Origin of the sequence: Fibrobacter sp. UWR3, from assembly GCF_900143055.1 — a bacterium.
Classification (GTDB): domain Bacteria; phylum Fibrobacterota; class Fibrobacteria; order Fibrobacterales; family Fibrobacteraceae; genus Fibrobacter.
Genome location: NZ_FRCW01000006.1, coordinates 90,538 through 109,228, shown reverse-complemented (window position 1 = coordinate 109,228; position 18,691 = coordinate 90,538). Strand labels below are relative to the sequence as shown.

Genomic DNA, 18,691 nt, shown 5'->3' with positions numbered 1-18,691 from the left:
ACTTTTTAAACTGTGTGCAATCTAAAAATATGTTAAAAACTGAAAATTTTACAAAAATATGTAGACTTTTAAAAATTTTTAATATATATTTAACGATGGTGCCATGTGCCCTTTTGGGGTGTATGGGTGTATATTTATAAAAGACAACGCAAGAAATGGAGTTGTTATGGGTATTGGAACGAAAACTTCTGTGATGTTGGCCGGGGTGCTTGCTTTTGGGCTCTCCGTTCCCTCTTTCGCGGCGACCCGCCAAATGGAAAAACTTTCGCGTGGCCTTGCTGTAGCGAATACGGGCAAGGGTATGCTTGTGAGCTGGCGCCTCTTGGGCACCGAGAATCCGGACACGGAATTCAACCTTTACCGCGACGGAACGAAAATCGCCACCATCGGAAAGACTGCTGGCACGAACTACCTGGATGCTGACGGCAAGACGACTTCCAAGTATACGGTCGCTGCCGTGGTGAACGGCAAGGAAGGCAAGGCGGAAGGCGCACTTATCGTGTTGGACCAGAACAGCAAGGGGTTCCCGTACAAGACCATCAAGGGTCTCAATGTGCCCAAGGACCAGACGATGCCGGACGGTTCCACATGCAGCTACAGCCCCAACGACATGAGCGTGGGTGACCTGGATGGCGATGGCGAACTGGATTTGGTTCTCAAATGGGATCCGAACAATTCCAAGGACAACTCCCAGTCGGGTTACACGGGATCGGTGTTTATTGACGGCTTGAAGATGGATGGAACCCTCCTGTGGCGTATTGACCTCGGCAAGAATATCCGTGCCGGCGCCCATTACACCCAGTTCATGGTCTACGACCTGGATGGTGACGGAATTGCCGAAATTGTGATGAAAACTTCGGATGGGACGGTCGACGGCAAGGGCAAGGTCATTGGCGACGGTTCCAAGGATTACCGCTCCTCTTCGGGAACGATCATGACCGGTAACGAGTTCCTGACGGTGTTCAAGGGAAATACCGGCGAGGCTGTCCATACGATTAACTATTGGCCTGCCCGCGGAAAGATTTCGGGCGACACCTACGGCAACCGTGACAACCGCATGCTGGCGGCGATTGCTTACTTAGACGGGGTTCACCCGAGTGTGATCATGAGCCGCGGTTACTATACCGAATTCTTTGTGGCCGCCTATGACTTTGACGGCAAGGAACTCAAGACCCGCTGGCAGCACAGTTCCGACAAGAAGGGGCAGGGACTTTACGGCGAAGGCAACCACAACCTTTCCGTTGGCGACCTGGATGGCGACGGTTTTGACGAAATCGTTATGGGGGCTGCCGCACTCAATCATGACGGAACGCTCCGATACCGTACTGGTTTTGGCCATGGCGATGCCATGCATCTTTCAGATATGGATCCTGACCATCCGGGTTTGGAAGTCTACGATGTTCACGAAGAAAAGCAGAATGCGTATAGTGAAGAATTCCGCGACAAGGATGGCAAGGTCATCTGGGGAACGACTCAGACCCAGGCTGGAAATGTGGACAATGGCCGTGGCATGGCTGCCGATGTCGATTCCACGAATCGCGGCTTCGAAATGTGGTCGGGTACCAGTGGTGGAATGCGTACCGTGAAGGGGACTCTTTTGAATGAGACTAAGCCCTCGGTCAATTTCCGCATTTACTTTGACGGTGACCTGCAGGATGAATTGCTGGATGCTACAGGCAGTGGCGGCAGCGGAGGAAAGATTGAAAAGTGGAATTCTGGCAAGAAGACGGTCGATCGCTACTTCAGCTTCTATGAAGTGAATAGTTCGACTCTGAACAACTACACTAAGGCGAATCCCTGCATTGTGGCAGACCTGTTTGGCGACTGGCGCGAAGAATTCATTGCGCGTTCCAGCACGGATCCTTCGACGATTACGATTTTCCAGACTCCCGTGACGACTCCGCACAGGCTCTACACGCTGATGCATGACCCGCAATACCGCGTGAGTGTTGCCTGGCAGAATGTTGCCTACAACCAGCCGCCTCATGTGAGCTATTATCTGCCCGACATGGTGAAGAACTTGAAGAAACCCGACATTTACATGCTTGGTACCGAAGGTGTCGCGGGCCTCGCTCCTTCTATTTCGAAGGTGGGCGATGGGCTTGAAAACCAGGGAATCCTGCTGGGTAATGCAATCGAGAACTTTGGCTACAAGTTTATCGGCTGCGACGGCGTGAAGGTGACTGGACTCCCGAAGGGCGTGACCGCGAAGGTAGAGGGTTCGACCGTGACCATTTCTGGAACTCCGACGGAAGCGGGCGTATTTGCCTACACCGTTGTAACCGAAGGTGGTGAGGGTGATGCCGCATCTGCGAAGGGTGTGCTCTCTGTTGCTGCTCCGGGAAATGCTGAAGAGGTTGCGACGAAGAAGGAGGCCTCCAAGGTCGACGCTTCTACGCCGGATGCGGGAATTGGCTGGTCCGAGACGACCAATACGGGCTTTGTCGAGAAGGGATACTTCAACTTCGACAATTCCACCGCAAGCTACGGGACATGGAACCTGCATTCCGAACATACTGCTTCTACTACCATCAGCATCCGCTTTGCAAACGGTGGCAGTGCCGCACGCGATATGGAACTTGTGGTGAATGGAGTCAAGGTAGGGACAGTTTCTATGGATGCGACCGGCGGCTGGACGACTTGGCTTACGACCGATGCGAAGATTGATTTGGCAAAGGGACTCAATACGATTACGCTCAAGTCGACGACTGCCGATGGTGGCGCGAATGTGGATGTGTTCTACTTCGATATCGAGGGCGTAAGCGCCTATGCGGGCCAGGTCGACGAGCAGACCACGATAAAGCCTGTTGCAGCTTCTGTGCGTGGAATGGTGTTCAACCCCTCAACGGGTGTGTTGTACACCCCGAAAGCAGGCCTTGCTGAAATTTACTTCTACGACATGTCCGGTGCGATGCGCCTGGGCGTTTCCAGGAACGTGACTGCTGGCGCGACCTCGGTTGCATATGATCGCGAACTGCTCCCGAAGGGCATGTACGTGGTGAAGGTGAAACTCGACGGCAAGCTTGTCGCCGCGACGAGGATGGTAAAGTAATGGGCGCTTTCTCTAAAATCTGGCAGGGTGCCGTAATCGCCTCGATGCTTGCCGCTCCCGTGGCGCTTGCGAAGGTGACCATCTACATGTGTGGCGACTCCACCATGCAGGACTGGAACGAGGGCTATTATCCCAAGCAGGGTCAGGGTCAGGATTTCCATTACTGGTTCGACCCGACCAAGGCGGCGGTAGTGAACCGTGGCCAGGGCGGCATGTCTCTTGGCGGTGGCGGCAAGGACAAGAAGGGTAATACCGCTGTCGGTTATTACGACATGTTCTTCAAGAAGGGCTGTTCTGCCGGTAACTGCATTGCCGAAAAGTTGCAAGCGGGCGATTACGTCGTAATCCAGTTCGGAATCAATGACGTGAGCTACAGTACCGAGGATTTCTTCGCTTCCAACATGAAGAAGATGGTGAGCGATGTCCGCGCGAAGGGTGCATACCCGATTATCATGAGCCCGATTCGCCGCCTGTATTACGATTCCCCGACGCAGATTCATAACAGCTACCGCGGTTATCCGGCGCTCAACAAGAGCCTCGCCGAAGAACTCAACGTGCCGTTTATCGACATGAGCGAGATGGTCGCGAACTACATGATTTCGGTGGGCGAGCAGTATGCGGCTCAGTTCATCTTCAACTATGCGACGAGCGCGGAATACAGCAATCTTGGCAGTGACCAGACGGACCAGGTGCACTTGCAGATGAACGGTGCGAACGCATTCGGGCGTATCATTACCGAACAGATGCGTGCGCATGCGGACCCGATTGTGAAAAAGCTCGGGGACTACATGGCTCCCATGTACCAGGTGGATGTCAAGGTGAGCCCCGAAGGTGCTGCCGATGCGACGTCCCTCGGCGCGTATTACCCGCAGGGAATGACCGTGATGCTCAAGACCATGCCGAAGAGCGGCAAGAAATTCCTCGGCTGGTACGACGGTAACGGCAACAAGGTGGGTGCCCCGAGCCGCTCCAATGTGAAGTCTCCCTACATCCATACGTTCGTGATGGGCTCTGCCGCAACGCAATATACTGCGGTTTATGAGGGCGGTACGGCGCAGAAGTATACCGGTGACGGCAAGGCTTTGACGGCGTTCCCGACGACGACTCCGAAGAGCCTTGCCGATGTGACGTTCGTTCCGTTTACTCCGATTGAAGGTACCGAGCAGATTGATGTCGAGGTCGACAAGAACATCAAGAAGTTCTTCGATGCCTATAGTCCCGATACGGGCGTCGGCTACAAGGAAAACAACTGGACCGGCTTTATGGGCGATGGCTTCTTCAATCTCGAAAACTCGCAGACGTCTTTCGCTTCTTACAAGGTCAAGTTCCCGGCGGCGGGCTACGTGACGCTTGCCGTGCGCTACGCCAATGGCGGAACTACGGACCGCATGTTCAACGCTTACCTGGATCACGACTATCTTGTGAGTGCGCCGCCTACGGGAGCCTGGGACAAGTGGGATACGGCCTACGTGGTGATGGATGCCCCGCAGGGCGAAACGGAACTCAAGATTATGTCGCTTACGAGTGACGGAGCTCCGAACATAGATGCCTTCGGGTTCAGCCTTGCAGGCGTTTGCCGCGTGAGCGAGGGCTGCCCCGAAGTTCAGGATTCGACTAAGGATACGACTGATACGTCGACGACAGTTCTGCGCGGCGTGGCCGCAAATGCGGGAGTACAACTCCGTGGCAGCGTGCTCTCTCTGGTGCGTGATGCCGACGTGAGCGTGTTCGACATGCGTGGTCGCCTGGTTGTTCGCAAGGCCGCATCTGCGGGTGAAGTGGACTTGTCCGAAACTGTGCGCACGGCGGGTCTTTACCGCGTCGTTGTCCGCTCGGGTAGTGAAAAGTTCAACGCAAACTGGGTCAAGATGAGGTAGATATGAAGGGAGTGTTCAAACTTCTCATCGCCGCTGCCGTGTTTGCGGGTGTCGCCGTGAGCGATTCTACGAGTTTCAAGGTTCACGTGATTGGCGACTCTACGGTCTGTAACTACAAGGATAGCGCCTACCCGCAAACGGGCTGGGGGCAGATCCTGGGGAGTTTCTTTGACGGTTCCCGCGTTCAGGTGGTGAACTACGCTATCGGCGGTCGCAGTTCCAAGACGTTCGTGCAGGAAGGCCGCCTGGACGAGGTCAAGAAGAATCTCCAGAAGGGCGATATCATGATGGTCCAGTTCGGGCATAATGACCGCTATTTTGGAAGCAAAGCTCGCGAGGTCCCCTTTGATTCGCTTGGCTACTGGCTACAGCAGTATGCCGATGTGGCTAAAGGTGCGGGCGTTACCCTGGTATATGTGACCCCGATGAACATGAACATGGGGGCGAATGGCCGCAATATCTTTACTGAATACAACGTTGTTGGCAAGATGGAAGAACTCGCCAAGAAAAACGGCGCTGTCTATGTGAACCTGAATGCCAAATCCTACAACGCCTACAGCAAGAGCTGGGACCCGGCGTATGTTTCCCGCTACCAGTTCAAGATGTTCTTGAAGGGAGAATACCCGAATTACCCGGATGGTGTCACTAACGATGGAACGACGCACTTCCAGGAATCGGGCTCCATTGCTCACTGCCAGTGGATTGCCGAGGAACTTGAAAGCGCCCTGAAAAATGAATCGTACATCTCTGCCGACAACAAGGCGAACCTGACGCAGCTCGTGTCTGCCCTCAAGCCGCGCTACGCATTTACGGTCAAGGCGAATATTTCGAACAGCAAGGGTCTCATTACGCATAACCAGCAACTCCCTGGCGGCGCTCCGCTTACTTTGCATGTGAGCCCCGGTAGCTTTGGCAAGAAGTTCGTTGGCTGGTACGATGACGACTGCAATAAGCTTTCTGCCGATTCGAACTATTATGGCAAAAAGACCCTCTACCGCGCTGCGACCTATACGGCTGTCTTTGACGGAGGGCCCGCCTGCCAGCCGACTTCGCACGGCGAAGAAAATTCTCTCGATAGCCCGACCTCTTCCAGCTCCGCTGGGCCTGAATCGTCGAGTTCGTTTGACCCGAAAATTTGTTTTGACGGTGTTGCCGACGAAGCCTGGCCTTCTCCGATTGACATGGCTAACCCCGAAGTGGGTGATGGCTGGACCGAGGCGAACCACGAAGGCTATACGGGCCTGGGCTTCTTCAACTTTGACAATTCGGCCTACAGCACGGCTACTTACAATGTGACCTCGGACCAGTCTGCATCGAACGCCCGCGTAATGATTCGCTACTCGTTCGTAGGTAATTCTGATCGAGACATGAAGGTGACTGTCGATAACGGTGAGTACGACGTGACGTTCAAGTCGACCGGAAGCTGGGACAAGTGGGATACCGCCTATGTTGAGGACGTTTGGGTGGATGCACTTGACTTTAAGGTGAAACTTGCCTCTGCCTCGGCAGATGGCGGACCGAATATCGACATGATTGCCTTCGACATCAAGGGCGTGTACCGCACCGGATGCAGCCCTGCGAAGGTGAAGGGCGATGTAGAATCGTCTTCGAGTGGAACGGATGCGATTGTGAAACGTCCGACGGATGTTCCTGCGGTTCGCGATGGCCGTCGCTTCAACGCTCTCGGACGCATAGTTCCCGGCACGAACTCGCGTTCCAAACTCCCGAAGGGGCGATACTTCGAACGCTGATATTGGGTGGGCCGGTGCAATCTTTGCGCCTGCTCACACCATTATTGGTTGTTGACTTTTTTATGCTGCGAAGTGTGGACTTTTTGTTATATTTAGGGTGAAATGATTAATCTTTTTGAGTATCTGAACTATCGCGAATTTTTGCGCGACGCTTACGAGGAACGCCATGCGGGTGATTGGCGCTTTAGCCATCGCTATATTGCAGAGCGCGCCGGTTTTGACGCGTCGATGTTCAACAAGATTTTGCAGGGCAAGCGCAACCTGACTGCCCGGCTTGTTTCTGTTTTTGCCGATATCTTTTGTAACGACGAACGCGAAAAGGCTTATTTTGCCGACATGGTCGCCTTCAACCAGGCGAAGACCCACACTGAAAGCAGGCAGTATCTTGAAAAGCTTGTCGCCACGAAGGAATGCAAGGTCGAGAACGTGGCGAAAGACCAGTTCGAATACTTTGACCACTGGTACCATGCGGTAGTCCGCGAACTTGTGACTTTCTACCCGTATGTGGGCGACGATGCTGCCCTCGGGCTCATGGTGCGCCCGCCGATTACGGGTTCGCAGGTGCGTTCCTCCATTGCGCTTCTCGAACGCCTCTCGATGATCAAGAAGAATCCCGAGACGGGTTTTTACGAGCAGACGCAGGGCCTGATTTCGAGCGGCTCGGAATCGTACAGCACGGCGGTGAATTCGTATATCCAGCAGAACCTGAATGTGGCGCAAGATGCGATGGACCGCTTTGACCGCGGTGAACGCAACCTTTCGACGCTCGCCTTTGCGTGCAACGAGGATACCTACAAGGAATTGGTCGAGATGGTTCGCCGCTTCCGCAGGGAAATCCTTGCGAAGGTGGCGCAGTGCGAAAAGCCCAATCGCGTGTTCCAGTTGGGGATGCAGCTGTTCCCGCTTTCGGACCCGTATCCGCCGCCGCAGCGCCGAGGGCGCAAGCGCCGCATACGCGGGCTCGAGATGAACGAGGGTGTGGAGCCTTCTGCGGAAAAATCTGGGGAGGGTGAACAATGAGTAAGGTGTGTGGAATGAAATGGAGCATGCCCGTTGCGGCGGCTGCGCTGCTCGCCTTTACGGCGTGCAGCAACGACGGCAAGGTTGCCGGCGGTACCGAGGCGGAATCGACAATCGCCCTGCAGGTGCAACTTGCCGACGGTTCGCCCGCGGGCCATTCGCGCGTGCGCATGCTCCCGAACGATTACCTGAGCGATGGCGCCTCTGGTGCGGCATGGGTGGAATCGGACGAAGCCGGTTTCGTGGAAATTGTGGCCGAACCGGGGAAGTACGCGCTGGAAGTCCGCAACGTGCGCGATTCCAGGGCCTCGGGTGCGGTCCTTAACCTCACTCTCGATACGAACGCGGCAAGGTCGGAAACCGTCAAGCTGGGTGAACTTTCGACAATCGAGGGGTACGTTTTCCTCGGGGAAGAATCTCCCGTGATTCGCGTGATGGGGCTTGACCGCTACGTGGTTCCCGATAGTACCGGGCATTTCGTGATCGACTCGCTCCCGGTGGGGGCATTCGATGTGCATGTGACCGATGCTGCCGAAAAGAATTCGGCTACGCTCAGTTTCGTGCCGGGCGATACTTTGTATGTAGATTGCACGGATCCCGAATCCGAAATAAAGGTGTTCAAGAATCGTGAACCGGTAGCGAGCAAGTATCCCGAGAAGGACTGGAGCGAACACGATGCGCTGCTAGCCCAGATGGAGGGCTATGCTGTCGGTACTCTGGGTGCTGCGGGTATTACCGATACCCTGGGCAACATCTCTAGGGTGGAAGGCGAAATCTGCATCGTCACCACGACGGAAGACTACCTGATTGTCGAGGACACGACGGAGGTGGATTCTGCGGGCAATGCGAAAACTTCGGCCGTAATCGCTCCGGGTTCTCTCCGTGACTGTGCCTATCGCGAAGGCCCCACGTGGATTCTTTTCGAGAAGAGCGGTACGTATAACTTGCAGTCTCCGCTCCGCCTCAAGAACGACAAGACCTTTGATGGCCGCGGGCGCGACGTGCGCTTTGCTGGCATGGGAATCCTTACCGAAACATCGAGCAACCTGATTTTCGAAAACATCACGTTTACGGCTCCCGCGATAACCGTGCTCGATACCAGTTCGCGCAGGGCGCTCTCGATTCACAACCGTTCGCATCACGTATGGGTGGACCACTGCACCTTCGAGGAATACCCGCTGGTGGAACTCGACGTGAAGCGCGGCTCGCACAACGTTACCATATCCTGGTCGCGCTTCGAAAATGCGCAGACGGGAGTGCTCTTCGGGCTTTCGGGCGATATCATCAAGGATACCGCGCAGAGCCTGACAGTGCATCACAGCTACTTTGCGGGCCTGAGCAGGGATGGCGTTCTCTCGCATGGCGGTGTGCTCCATGCCTACAGCAACTTCTTCGATGGTGTCGAGTTGTCTGGTGTGGTCTGTTCTGATTCTGCACGCTGCCTTGTCGAATCCAACGTTTTCAATAACGAGATGGCCGTGACGCTTTACCGCTGGTATAACGAGGACGGCTCTCCGGTAGATTCGACGGTCGGCTTTGTCGCGATGAAGGATAACCTGTTCACGGCAGGCGGCAAGTCCGTTGATGGCGATGCTCTCGGCTACAAGCCCGATTACGAGTACAGCGTCGATTTCGCCGATGCGGATAATGCATGGATTATCCGGACCGATAGCGGCGCCCAATAATTTATTATTATTGCGGGTAGAACGCTTTAATAAGGATATTCCATGAAAGTTCTATCCGCTATTCTGGCCCTGGGGCTTGCTGTTTCAGCTTCGTATGGTGCGGAACGTTACAAGGACCGCATGTTCGATGTTGAGGTGGAAAACGATGTCGTTTATGCGACGGACGTGAACCACCTGAGTCTGCTCAGCCCGCTTTCTACGATGATGACGCAGCTTATGGGGCAGGGGCGCACTGTTTACCTGTACGAAAGTGAGACGGACATGGCGCCTATCGACCTGCACATGGATATCTATACCCCCAAGGGCGATACCGAAAAGAAGCGCGCCGCGGTGCTCGTGATGCATGGGGGCGCGTTTGCCGCCGGTTCCAAGGACGATATGGAACAGCAGTCGGTGACGTACTGCGATTCGCTTGCCGCCCGCGGGTTTGTCGCCATTGCGGTGCAGTACCGCCTGGGCATTACGGCTACGCTCGAAGAAAAGGTGCTCACCATCGATAGTCTGAACTTCTCGCGTACCGTTTATCGTGGAATCCAGGACGTGCGTGCAGCTGTCCGCTACGTGCGTTCCAAGGCTTCTGATCTGGGGATTGACAAGGACCGCATTTACCTGCTGGGCAACAGCGCGGGAGCGATTCTTGCCCTCGAGAACATCTACATGGACAAGCCTTCCGAGGTTCCTGCCGTTGCACACGACGCTCCGGACCTGGGCGAACTAGACATTTACGGCGTGCAGGGTGAAAATCCGCAGGCGAATGCGGCTGTTGCCTTGTGGGGTGGCGTTCACGACCCCTCCATTATCGGAGAAACTGCATCTCCGGTGCTCCTAGTGCATGGGACTGCCGACAGCACCGTGCTGTTCAAGACGGGCCGGCCCCTCGGGAATCTCGCGAATACGCTGGGCGTGAACATGATGATGCTCAAGCTTGCGGGAATCAATTCCATAAGCATCAATACGCCCACGCTTTATGGTAGTTTTGTTGTGGATTCCGTGCTCAAGGCGAAGGACGTGGAACACGAGACGTATTTTGTCGACGACATGCCGCATGAGTTCTATGACGAGGACGGCTACGGCGTGAAGGTACGCGAGAAGGTTTTCGCATTCCTTTACGGCCTGACCCAGAAGCCTGCCTCTACGAAGGTTCTTGCTGTTGCTACGGCCCGCCCGTCGCAGGTGCGCATGGGCGAGGGCAACATGAACTTTACCGTTGCGTCGGGCTCGAACCTGCCGTATGCCGTTATGGACCTGCGTGGCCGTACTGTCATGAACGGTCGCGTGTCGCAGGGTGAGGTTGTCGGCTTTGAAACCCTTGAACGTGGTGTGTACGTGCTCCGCGTGAAGGGCGAGCGCCCGCTTCGCTTTGGTCTTGCGAAGTAGTTGTGTAAAAAAGCCCGCTCTGGGGCAAATATTTGACATTTTCTGTTGCCGGTACGATTATTTATTGTATATTTAAGATGGATAAATTGTAAGGAGATCTTATGAACAAGCTTGCTAAGTTTTCCCTGATGGCTGCCCTTGCCGCAGCCCCTGTCATGGCCGACGAAGATTTCGGCGGTATTGGCGTTACCATCTACCAGGTCCCGGCTGGCGTCTACGTTGCCGAAGTGATTCCCGGTGGCCCTGCTGCCGATACCAAGATTGCTACCGGTGACGTGATTGTCGCTGTCGATGGCGTTTCCCTGAAGGGCCAGAACATCGAGTTCTCCAAGGGCCAGATTCGCGGCCAGGTGAACAAACCGGTCGAACTCACTTACGTGAGCAACGGCGATACGGCTTCCGTGGTGGTGCGTCGTGCTTCCATGCTCGTGAAGGATTTTGACGAGGAATCCGTGAGCGCCTGGTACGGCGACAAGAAGGAATTCAACGGCGCCGAACTCGAGACGTTTGCAAGCGGTACCGAAGCCAACAAGAAGTTGCTTGCCGTCCTCAGCCGCGGTACCGTGGTGGCGGGCGATGCGAAGGGCGTTTCTGCAAAGCACCTGAACGGCGTGTTCGTGCAGAAGGAAGATGAATTTGGCCCGAAGGCTGCGCCCAACAAGAAGGCGAAGTCCAACGGCGCTTCGCTCAAGTCCTTTAACCGCAACACCATCGCGTTTACGCTCAAGACCGAAGGTACGACTGTCGTGAAGGTTTCTGGCCCGAACGGCGAAGAAGTCGCATCCGTGCGCGTGGATAACGCTCCGGCTGGCTTCAACTCCGTGTCTTGGAATGGGGATAACCTCCCGAGTGGTAGATATATGGTGAGCATCGAACAGTCCTTCGGCGTGTCTGGCAAGTTCGCCGTGCTCAAGTAAGCAAAGGTTATTGGCGGCCGCTCGTCTTTACGAGAGCCGCTCGAGTCTCCCCTGGTTTTCTACCAGGGGTTCTTTTTTTTGAACAAGTTAATTGAGGGCTCGGGCCTTTCGCAATAAACGTCCTGCGGCCATATTTTTCTAACAACTAATGACCAACAACCAATAACTAATGACCAAAGACCAATAACTAATTCCTATATTTGCCGCAACGTGATTTTGTCTAGAACCCATAGTCTGCTGTGGGCCGTTTTGCTGTTTTTGCTAGCGACCTTCATTGCTCCTGCCGCATTCGGTCAGGACATGACGCGCTTTGAACTTGAGGAACGCGAGCAGCCGGTCGAGGACACCACCGAGGTGGACTGGATGAACGACACGACGGGGACGGACACGATTGAGTACCGCGCGGTAGACCTCATTTACGATGTAGAGAAGGAAACGTTCAACCTGAATAACAACGCGCAGCTCAAGTACCGCACGGCGACACTCGATGCCGATACCATCTGGTTCGACCAGAAGAATTCCGTGCTTGCGGCGGCGGGCGAGCCCGTGCTCCGCGAAACCAAGAACCCTTCGCTTTCGGGCATGCGACTCAAGTACAACATGAACAGCCGCATCGGCGAAATCTACTACGCGACTACCTACCAGGATAACCAGCAGCTGAACGGCATGGAGGTGCGCAGGCTCCCGGATTCTCGCATCCAGATTGCGCGTGGCGACTTTAGTACCTGTAACGATTCTACGCACCAGCATTTCTACTTCTACGGTCGCCGCATGGTGGTCAAGCCCAAGGAGACGATTACGGCACGGCCTGTGGTTTTGAACATCGCTGACGTGCCGGTGGCGGTGCTCCCGATGATCGTCGCTCCCTTGAAGAGCGGGCGCAAGTCGGGCCTGCTTACTCCCAAGTTCGGTGGCGACCAGGTGCAGGGCTACTACCTGAGTAACCTCGGTTTCTACTATGCGCCGAACGACTACTGGGATGCGACACTTTCGGGCGATATTGTTGAAGGCGAGGAGGCTCGCTTCGAGAAGTCGACTATCACGGGCCAGGTGCGTTACAAGAAGCGCTATGTGCTCGACGGTAACGTGTCGTACAAGGCGTATCTCCGGGAATTCAACTTCGACAACAGCGGCTACGACATCAACTTCTCGCACAACCAGAACCTGACGCCCGATGGCAAGCACACTTTGACGGGTACCGGTTCGTTCGTGAGTGACCAGAGCGTACGCCGCGAGGCGCTTGATGCCGAGACAATCCTCAACCAGCAGGCGAACGCGTACCTCACGTATTCGGGAAGGTTCGGTACCAATAAGAGCCTTACGGTGAAGGCGAGCCAGACCAACAACCTGCAGACGGGTTACGTGGAACGCCAGTTGCCCGACGTGCAGTTCCGCATGAACGGACCGCTGTTCAATTTCGATAGCGGTGACGACGGCGTTGCCATCGACGACAACTCGTTTTGGAAATACCTCGAAAAGCTCAACTACAGCTTTACGAACCGCTTCAACTACCATACGCGCGAGGGCCGCGACACCACGCTCGATGTCGATACGCTTGCGAAGTACGTGGGTTATTCCGGCACCTACTCGCTGGATTACTCGGGCTCACTGTTCAACGTGATTAACCTTACCCCGCGTGCCACCTGGAGCGGGTACTGGACCGGACAGTCGTGGATAAACCCGGAGGATTCGAGCAAGTACTGGAAGCGCCGTACAAGCCTCGACCCGGAGCACGATAGTTACGGTGAGTTTGCGTACAACCACAACTACAGCCTTACCGCCGATACCAAACTGTACGGCATCTGGGTGCCTGAAATTGGGCGCTTTACGGGCGTGAGGCATATCCTTTCGCCGAGCGTGTCGTACACGTACGCGCCCGAAATCGATACGGCGAAGTACTTTGCCCCGCACCCGTTACTTGGCCAGTCGCCTTTCCAGAAGAAACAGCAGACCGTAGGTCTTTCGCTCGGCAATGACTTCGATATCAAGTACCTGAAGGTGGTGGGCCACAAGCCCGATACCACGAAGGGCGATACGGCGAAGGCGGTCGAGGACCAGTACGGCAACCGTCGATTGCTTACTACGCGCCATAGCGTTTCGTACAACTTTGCGGCAGATTCCCTGAATTTTTCGGACATCAATTCTACGTTCGGCCTGCAGATTCTGCCTGACTACATGTTTACCGTGACTACGCGCCACAGCCTGTACCACAAGTATTCGGACGACCCGAACAAGGTAAGGTTCCCGGAACTCACGTACTGGGGCTATGAACTGAGCCGCAGCTTTAACTGGAGTGGAACGTTCAACGTGGGCCTGCCTTCGCAGATGAACAAGTACGAGATGAAGAAGTGGTCGCTCGGGCTAAACTACCGCTATTCGTTCTCGAGTACGCGAGTGGGGAAGGACCTGTTCCAGGATAACGTGAGCCACTCGACTTCGATTTCGGCAAGTTTCCAGCCGACGGTAAACTGGGAAGTCTCTTACAGTACGCAGTACGATTACAACGAGGGCAAGTTCGTGACGCACCGCTTCACGTTCAACAGGGTGTTGCACTGCTGGCAACTTGACTTTACGTGGACGCCCACGGGCCCTGCAGCAGGCTGGAGCTTCTCGATTTACGTGAGGGACTTGCCCGATATCAAGCTTAACGCAGGTAGCACGGATACGAACTGATAAATGTGTGATGTGAAATGTGGAGTGTTCAATGAGTGATGTTGTTACAAATAAAGTAATTTTGGCGAGCGGTTCGCCGAGGCGCCGTGAAATCCTCACCCAGATTGGGGTGAATTTCGAGGTGGTTGTCTCGAACGAGGAAGAACGCCCCAGGAGCGAAGACCCGCTCGATTTCCCTGGCGAGAATGCCGCCGCGAAGGCGCTCGCCGTTTCGAAAATGAGGCCCGGAGAGTATGTGCTCGGGTACGATACGCTAGTTTTTTTGGACGGGAAGCCCCTCGGGAAGCCGAAAACCCCCGAAGAAGCCCTTGAAATGCTACAAAAACTGAACGGAAAATCTCACAAAGTTATTACCGGAGTCGCACTTGCAAAAGATTCGCAAGTCGTTGATACTCAACGAGAAGAAACAGAGGTGGTTTTCCGGGAGAACACATTACAAGAACTGAAAGATTATGTAAATTCTAAGGACCCGATGGATAAAGCGGGGGCATACGGAATCCAGACCCGCGGAGCCCGCCTTATCAAATCGATTTCAGGTTGCTATTACAACGTCGTGGGCTTGCCCGTGGCCCTGACGCTCGAAATGCTTGCAAGGCAGAAGGTAGATGTATGAGTATGAACCCTATTGAAGACAAGCGCCCCGACGAACGCCTTGGGGCATACCTTACCCGCGTGCGCGAGGCCAAGGGAATGTCCATAGAGGAACTCGCCACTGTGACGAAACTCACAGTAAAAAACATAACCTTGATTGAAAGTGGTGATTGGAAGGCCTTCCCGGTGGAAGCCTACGTCCGTGGCTACCTCAATTCCCTTTGTGAGAAGCTTGGGCTTGAATCCAAGAGGATTCTCGACTTTTACTACATGGAATCGGGCAAGAAGTTCTCGAGCCTGCTTTCTCCGGTACCCGAGAAACCCGTGAAGGTTTCCCCGATGACCGACGAGGAAAAGAAGCCCCGCAGCAAGGCCGTGCCTATTGTTATCGTCTTGCTCGTACTGGCATTTGTGGTCGGCTCTCATTTCTTGAATGAAATGGGCGAGAGCGAGGCAGCTGCGCAGGCCCCGCAAACGGCTTCTGTCGAAGCGAACGAACCGCCTGCTCCGGTTGAAGATATCACCGAGATGCCCGAAGGTGCCGAAGCTGTTGCTCCTGATACGGCTGTGACAGATTCTGTCGTTAAAGATTCTGCGGCGAAGGCGAAAACTGATACCGCGAAGAAGGCCGACGAGACCGTGACGCAGGCTGTTGTTGACGAGGCCGTGAAGAAGTCCGACCTCCCGGCATCGGCTACCATCTTCATTTCTTCTGTCTCGAAGACTTCCGAAAATGCGGAAGCCGCCTCGGGCAAGACTCATATGGAATTGCTGGGCTCCGGCGCGATGCGTTCGTGGGTCGGCATCAAGCGTCACGAAGAAGACGGTGCGTTCGTGAAAGAGGCGAACATCGCCGAAAAGAACTCCCGCATGATTTACGAGTCTGCTGATACGTTGTATGTAATCATCGGCGAGCCGCGTGCAATTTCCAAGATGCTCCTGAACGGCAAGGAAACGAAGATTCCCGAATCGAAGTACGGCCGTGTGGCCAAGTTCCGCGTGTTCGGTGGCGAAATCGTGAAGACGAAGGGAGGCCGCTAATGCGTACCGCGAACATCAAGAGAAAGACCGGCGAAACCGATATCGAACTCTCGCTGAACCTGGACGAGGCTTCCCGCGGGGTCGTCAATTCCGGCAACGCGTTTCTCGACCACATGCTCGACCTGTTCCAGGTGCATGGCGGCTTTACGCTCAACCTCACCTGCAAGGGCGATACCGCTGTCGATATGCACCACAGCATGGAAGACATCGCGATTGTGCTCGGTCAGGCGATTGTGGAATGCCTTGGAGACAAGAAGGGAATCGAACGCTACGGCTTTTACTTTGTCCCGATGGACGAGGCCCTGAGCCGCGTTTGCCTCGATTTCAGCAACCGCATAGGCTTCGTGTGGAACGTGAACCTGCCTGCCGCCATGGCAGGTGGCATCGAGGCCAGCATGTTCGAGCACTTCTTTAAGAGCCTGTGCGAGAATGCCCGCATGAACCTGCACGTGGAACTCTTCTACGGAAACGACAACCACCACTGCCTCGAAAGCATCTTCAAGGCGTTTGCCCGCGCGATGGCCATGGCCGTTGCCCCGAGCCGTAACGTGAAGGGCGTTCCCAGCAGCAAGGGCGTGCTTTAATTAAATCCTTGGAACTTTCACTTTATCCCCGGCATTCAGGTTATCCAGATTGATGCCGGGGTTTACTGTTTGCAGTGCGGACTTTGCAAAGAACAGCGGGAGGGTCTGTGAACCTGCACCGTAGGTCCGGCGCAAAAGCTTGCTCAAATCCTCGTCGTTTGCGGTTACCATCTTGTAGAGGCTCGCGTTGTTCGGGTCGGACTGCAGCGCGCTCATCGCGTTCACGAACTTGTCGCTGAAGGCCTCCGCCTTCTTGCCGGAAACGTCGTCGCTCCGGCCTTGCGGGGCGGCCTTGCCCGATTCGCGCGCCTGTTTTTCGGCGGCGATTCTCTTGAGCATTTCTGCGGTACTGGGCTGCTTTGGCCCGCCTTTTTGCCCGGTTACGGAACTCGGCAGCTTAAATACGGGCGCGCTCTTGGAGTTGAACGTGAGGTGTACGTCCTTCTTCTCGTTTGCGGACTTCTTGACGGGCTCGAGTGCCAAAATGGAGTCGAGCGAGTTCACGTACACGCTGTCGGGCCACTCGATGAGCGGCATTTTCTGGTCTACCACGATGACTTTTGCCACGGGGCGTTCGTCGTTGCAGGCGGCAAGGTAAAGCGCAAAACCGGCCAAAACGGGCACGGCAATTAAACTCTTGAGCGTTCTCATGCCCTAAAAAATACAAAAAAAGAGCCCGTATCTTGCCAAATTTGCCAAAATCTGCTAAATTTGGAACTCCAATTAATCACTTCAATAGGAAGTTTAAAAATGAAAGAAGGTATCCACCCTAACTATCAACCGGTCGTGTTCGTCGATGCGAATACGGGTAAAGAATACATCACCCGCTCCACGAAGTCTTCCGCCGAAAAGAAGACTATCGATGGTGTTGAACATAGCGTGATTTCCCTTGAAATCACGGCTGATACCCATCCGTTCTGGACGGGCAAGCAGCATCGCGTGGATACGGCTGGCCGTATCGACCGCTTCAACAAGCGTTTCGCTGGCAACATCACGGGCGCAAAGCGCAAGACCCGCAAGGCTGCACCCGCCAAGGCCGAAGAAGAAGCTTAATTTTAGGCTCTTTTCTGTGCCCTCCACTTTGCGGGGGGCATTTTTTTTTAAATTCAATTCCGTTTTTATAACACAAGGAAAAAACGATGAAGAAACAACTTATGACTGCTTGTGCCGCCGCTCTCATCGCCATGGGCATGACCGCTTGCGACAAGACTGGTACCATTGAAGGTGTCGTGCTTGATCCGTTCACTGAACAGCCTGTCCCGATGCCGACCGTGTGGATGGACTCCACTATCTACACCACGACCAAGGAAAAGTACCCCTACAAGGAAGAACTCCAGAAGGGCGAATTCAAGTTCAATAAGGTTCCCGTTGGCAGCTACCGCATCCTCGCCGGCCGCTCCAAGTACGTGAAGAGCCGTAACCCCGTCCAGACCACCGAGGCCGAACCGAACCTCAAGGTCAAGCTCTACATCTACAGCGACCAGGTGAACCCGGGCCTGTACAAGACGGGCGAGAAGACCCCGACCAAGATCAACAACGAATGGGTGCTGTTCTCCACGCAGTGCACCGAATCCATCGCCGGCTACCGCCTCGAGATGCCTGCCGCTTCCGAAACCGCCAAGCTTCCTCCGGCCCCCAAGGCCGACAAGAAGGCCAAGGGCAAGAAGGGTAAGAAGGCCAAGAAGGCTGCCGCTCCGGCCGCTGCTCCGGCTTCCAAGATGATTGCGCTTTCCGCACCGCTCGTCGTGGATGGCAAGCTCAACGTGCTCTACGTGAATGCTAGTTCCGTGACCGCTCCGCTCGTCGCGAAGACCTTCGCTGCCGTTGAAGACAAAGTTGCAAACCACAAGGACTGCAAGGGCTTCACCGAGACCGACGTGAAGGGTATCTTCCCGGACAAGAGCAAGGCTACCGACCTCCAGGTGACCTACGTTGCCGAAAACCTCTACAAGATTTCTGGCGACCTCCCGAAGGGCAAGCAGATTATCCAGCTTTCCCAGGAAGGCAAGACTCTCCAGACCTACTACTTCGAAGTGAAGTAAGACGGTTTAGGCTAGATAGCGTCTAGAACCTATTAGGACGGCTCCCTTTCGGGGGCCGTTCTTATATATATAATGGTGCGC

At 54.9% G+C, this 18,691-nt stretch carries 14 protein-coding genes; 13 read left to right on the top strand and 1 reads right to left on the bottom strand.

The window, feature by feature from the left end; genetic code table 11:
• The first annotated feature begins 166 nt into the window (after positions 1-166).
• The 11 genes from BUA44_RS09465 (at position 167) to hisB (ending at position 16,568) form a co-directional block, all read left to right on the top strand.
• Complete coding sequence (locus BUA44_RS09465) at positions 167-3,052, top strand: rhamnogalacturonan lyase family protein (RefSeq protein WP_072811251.1); 2,886 nt, start codon at positions 167-169, stop codon at positions 3,050-3,052.
• Complete coding sequence (locus BUA44_RS09460) at positions 3,052-4,929, top strand: GDSL-type esterase/lipase family protein (protein WP_072811249.1); 1,878 nt, start codon at positions 3,052-3,054, stop codon at positions 4,927-4,929. Before BUA44_RS09465 ends, BUA44_RS09460 begins: the two co-directional genes overlap by 1 nt.
• 2 nt (positions 4,930-4,931) lie before the next feature.
• Positions 4,932-6,680, top strand: a complete 1,749-nt coding sequence (locus BUA44_RS09455; RefSeq protein ID WP_072811247.1) for an SGNH/GDSL hydrolase family protein — start codon at positions 4,932-4,934, stop codon at positions 6,678-6,680.
• 102 nt (positions 6,681-6,782) lie between these two features.
• Positions 6,783-7,700, top strand: coding sequence for a TIGR02147 family protein (locus BUA44_RS09450; RefSeq protein ID WP_072811245.1), 918 nt, complete (start codon positions 6,783-6,785; stop codon positions 7,698-7,700).
• Positions 7,697-9,385 carry a pectate lyase family protein gene (locus BUA44_RS09445; protein WP_072811243.1) on the top strand — a complete coding sequence of 563 codons (1,689 nt, stop codon included), beginning with the start codon at positions 7,697-7,699 and terminating at the stop codon, positions 9,383-9,385. Before BUA44_RS09450 ends, BUA44_RS09445 begins: the two co-directional genes overlap by 4 nt.
• A 42-nt stretch (positions 9,386-9,427) precedes the next feature.
• Complete coding sequence (locus BUA44_RS09440; RefSeq protein ID WP_072811240.1) at positions 9,428-10,762, top strand: alpha/beta hydrolase; 1,335 nt, start codon at positions 9,428-9,430, stop codon at positions 10,760-10,762.
• 101 nt (positions 10,763-10,863) lie between these two features.
• Complete coding sequence (locus tag BUA44_RS09435; RefSeq protein ID WP_072811239.1) at positions 10,864-11,679, top strand: PDZ domain-containing protein; 816 nt, start codon at positions 10,864-10,866, stop codon at positions 11,677-11,679.
• A 210-nt stretch (positions 11,680-11,889) separates the two neighbouring features.
• Complete coding sequence (locus tag BUA44_RS09430; RefSeq protein WP_255370516.1) at positions 11,890-14,352, top strand: putative LPS assembly protein LptD; 2,463 nt, start codon at positions 11,890-11,892, stop codon at positions 14,350-14,352.
• A 31-nt stretch (positions 14,353-14,383) separates the two neighbouring features.
• Complete coding sequence (locus BUA44_RS09425; RefSeq protein WP_072811237.1) at positions 14,384-14,965, top strand: Maf family protein; 582 nt, start codon at positions 14,384-14,386, stop codon at positions 14,963-14,965.
• Positions 14,962-15,984 (top strand): helix-turn-helix domain-containing protein, encoded by a 1,023-nt coding sequence (locus tag BUA44_RS09420; protein ID WP_255370515.1) that lies wholly within the window; start codon positions 14,962-14,964, stop codon positions 15,982-15,984. The genes BUA44_RS09425 and BUA44_RS09420 overlap by 4 nt, the downstream gene beginning before the upstream one ends.
• Positions 15,984-16,568, top strand: coding sequence for an imidazoleglycerol-phosphate dehydratase HisB (gene hisB, locus BUA44_RS09415; RefSeq protein WP_072811234.1), 585 nt, complete (start codon positions 15,984-15,986; stop codon positions 16,566-16,568). The genes BUA44_RS09420 and hisB overlap by 1 nt, the downstream gene beginning before the upstream one ends.
• Here the strand turns inward: hisB and BUA44_RS09410 are convergent, their stop codons facing one another.
• Complete coding sequence (locus tag BUA44_RS09410; RefSeq protein ID WP_072811231.1) at positions 16,569-17,219, bottom strand: hypothetical protein; 651 nt, start codon at positions 17,217-17,219, stop codon at positions 16,569-16,571.
• Positions 17,220-17,318: 99 nt separating this feature from the next.
• Between BUA44_RS09410 and BUA44_RS09405 the strand changes: the two genes are divergently transcribed.
• Both BUA44_RS09405 and BUA44_RS09400 read left to right on the top strand, forming a co-directional pair.
• On the top strand, positions 17,319-17,621 hold the full coding sequence (locus tag BUA44_RS09405) for a type B 50S ribosomal protein L31 (protein WP_072811229.1): 303 nt from the start codon (positions 17,319-17,321) through the stop codon (positions 17,619-17,621).
• 86 nt (positions 17,622-17,707) lie between these two features.
• Positions 17,708-18,610 carry a hypothetical protein gene (locus BUA44_RS09400; protein WP_072811227.1) on the top strand — a complete coding sequence of 301 codons (903 nt, stop codon included), beginning with the start codon at positions 17,708-17,710 and terminating at the stop codon, positions 18,608-18,610.
• Positions 18,611-18,691 lie beyond the last annotated feature (81 nt).

Bases quoted from the DNA above. Each gene is read 5' to 3' on its own strand.
- BUA44_RS09460 (WP_072811249.1), top strand. From the start codon at position 3,052: ATGGGCGCTTTCTCTAAAATCTGGCAGGGTGCCGTAATCGCCTCGATG.
- BUA44_RS09410 (WP_072811231.1), bottom strand. From the start codon at position 17,219: ATGAGAACGCTCAAGAGTTTAATTGCCGTGCCCGTTTTGGCCGGTTTT.
- BUA44_RS09435 (WP_072811239.1), top strand. From the start codon at position 10,864: ATGAACAAGCTTGCTAAGTTTTCCCTGATGGCTGCCCTTGCCGCAGCC.
- BUA44_RS09405 (WP_072811229.1), top strand. From the start codon at position 17,319: ATGAAAGAAGGTATCCACCCTAACTATCAACCGGTCGTGTTCGTCGAT.
- BUA44_RS09455 (WP_072811247.1), top strand. From the start codon at position 4,932: ATGAAGGGAGTGTTCAAACTTCTCATCGCCGCTGCCGTGTTTGCGGGT.
- BUA44_RS09400 (WP_072811227.1), top strand. From the start codon at position 17,708: ATGAAGAAACAACTTATGACTGCTTGTGCCGCCGCTCTCATCGCCATG.
- hisB (WP_072811234.1), top strand. From the start codon at position 15,984: ATGCGTACCGCGAACATCAAGAGAAAGACCGGCGAAACCGATATCGAA.
- BUA44_RS09440 (WP_072811240.1), top strand. From the start codon at position 9,428: ATGAAAGTTCTATCCGCTATTCTGGCCCTGGGGCTTGCTGTTTCAGCT.
- BUA44_RS09450 (WP_072811245.1), top strand. From the start codon at position 6,783: ATGATTAATCTTTTTGAGTATCTGAACTATCGCGAATTTTTGCGCGAC.
- BUA44_RS09425 (WP_072811237.1), top strand. From the start codon at position 14,384: ATGAGTGATGTTGTTACAAATAAAGTAATTTTGGCGAGCGGTTCGCCG.
- BUA44_RS09420 (WP_255370515.1), top strand. From the start codon at position 14,962: ATGAGTATGAACCCTATTGAAGACAAGCGCCCCGACGAACGCCTTGGG.
- BUA44_RS09445 (WP_072811243.1), top strand. From the start codon at position 7,697: ATGAGTAAGGTGTGTGGAATGAAATGGAGCATGCCCGTTGCGGCGGCT.
- BUA44_RS09465 (WP_072811251.1), top strand. From the start codon at position 167: ATGGGTATTGGAACGAAAACTTCTGTGATGTTGGCCGGGGTGCTTGCT.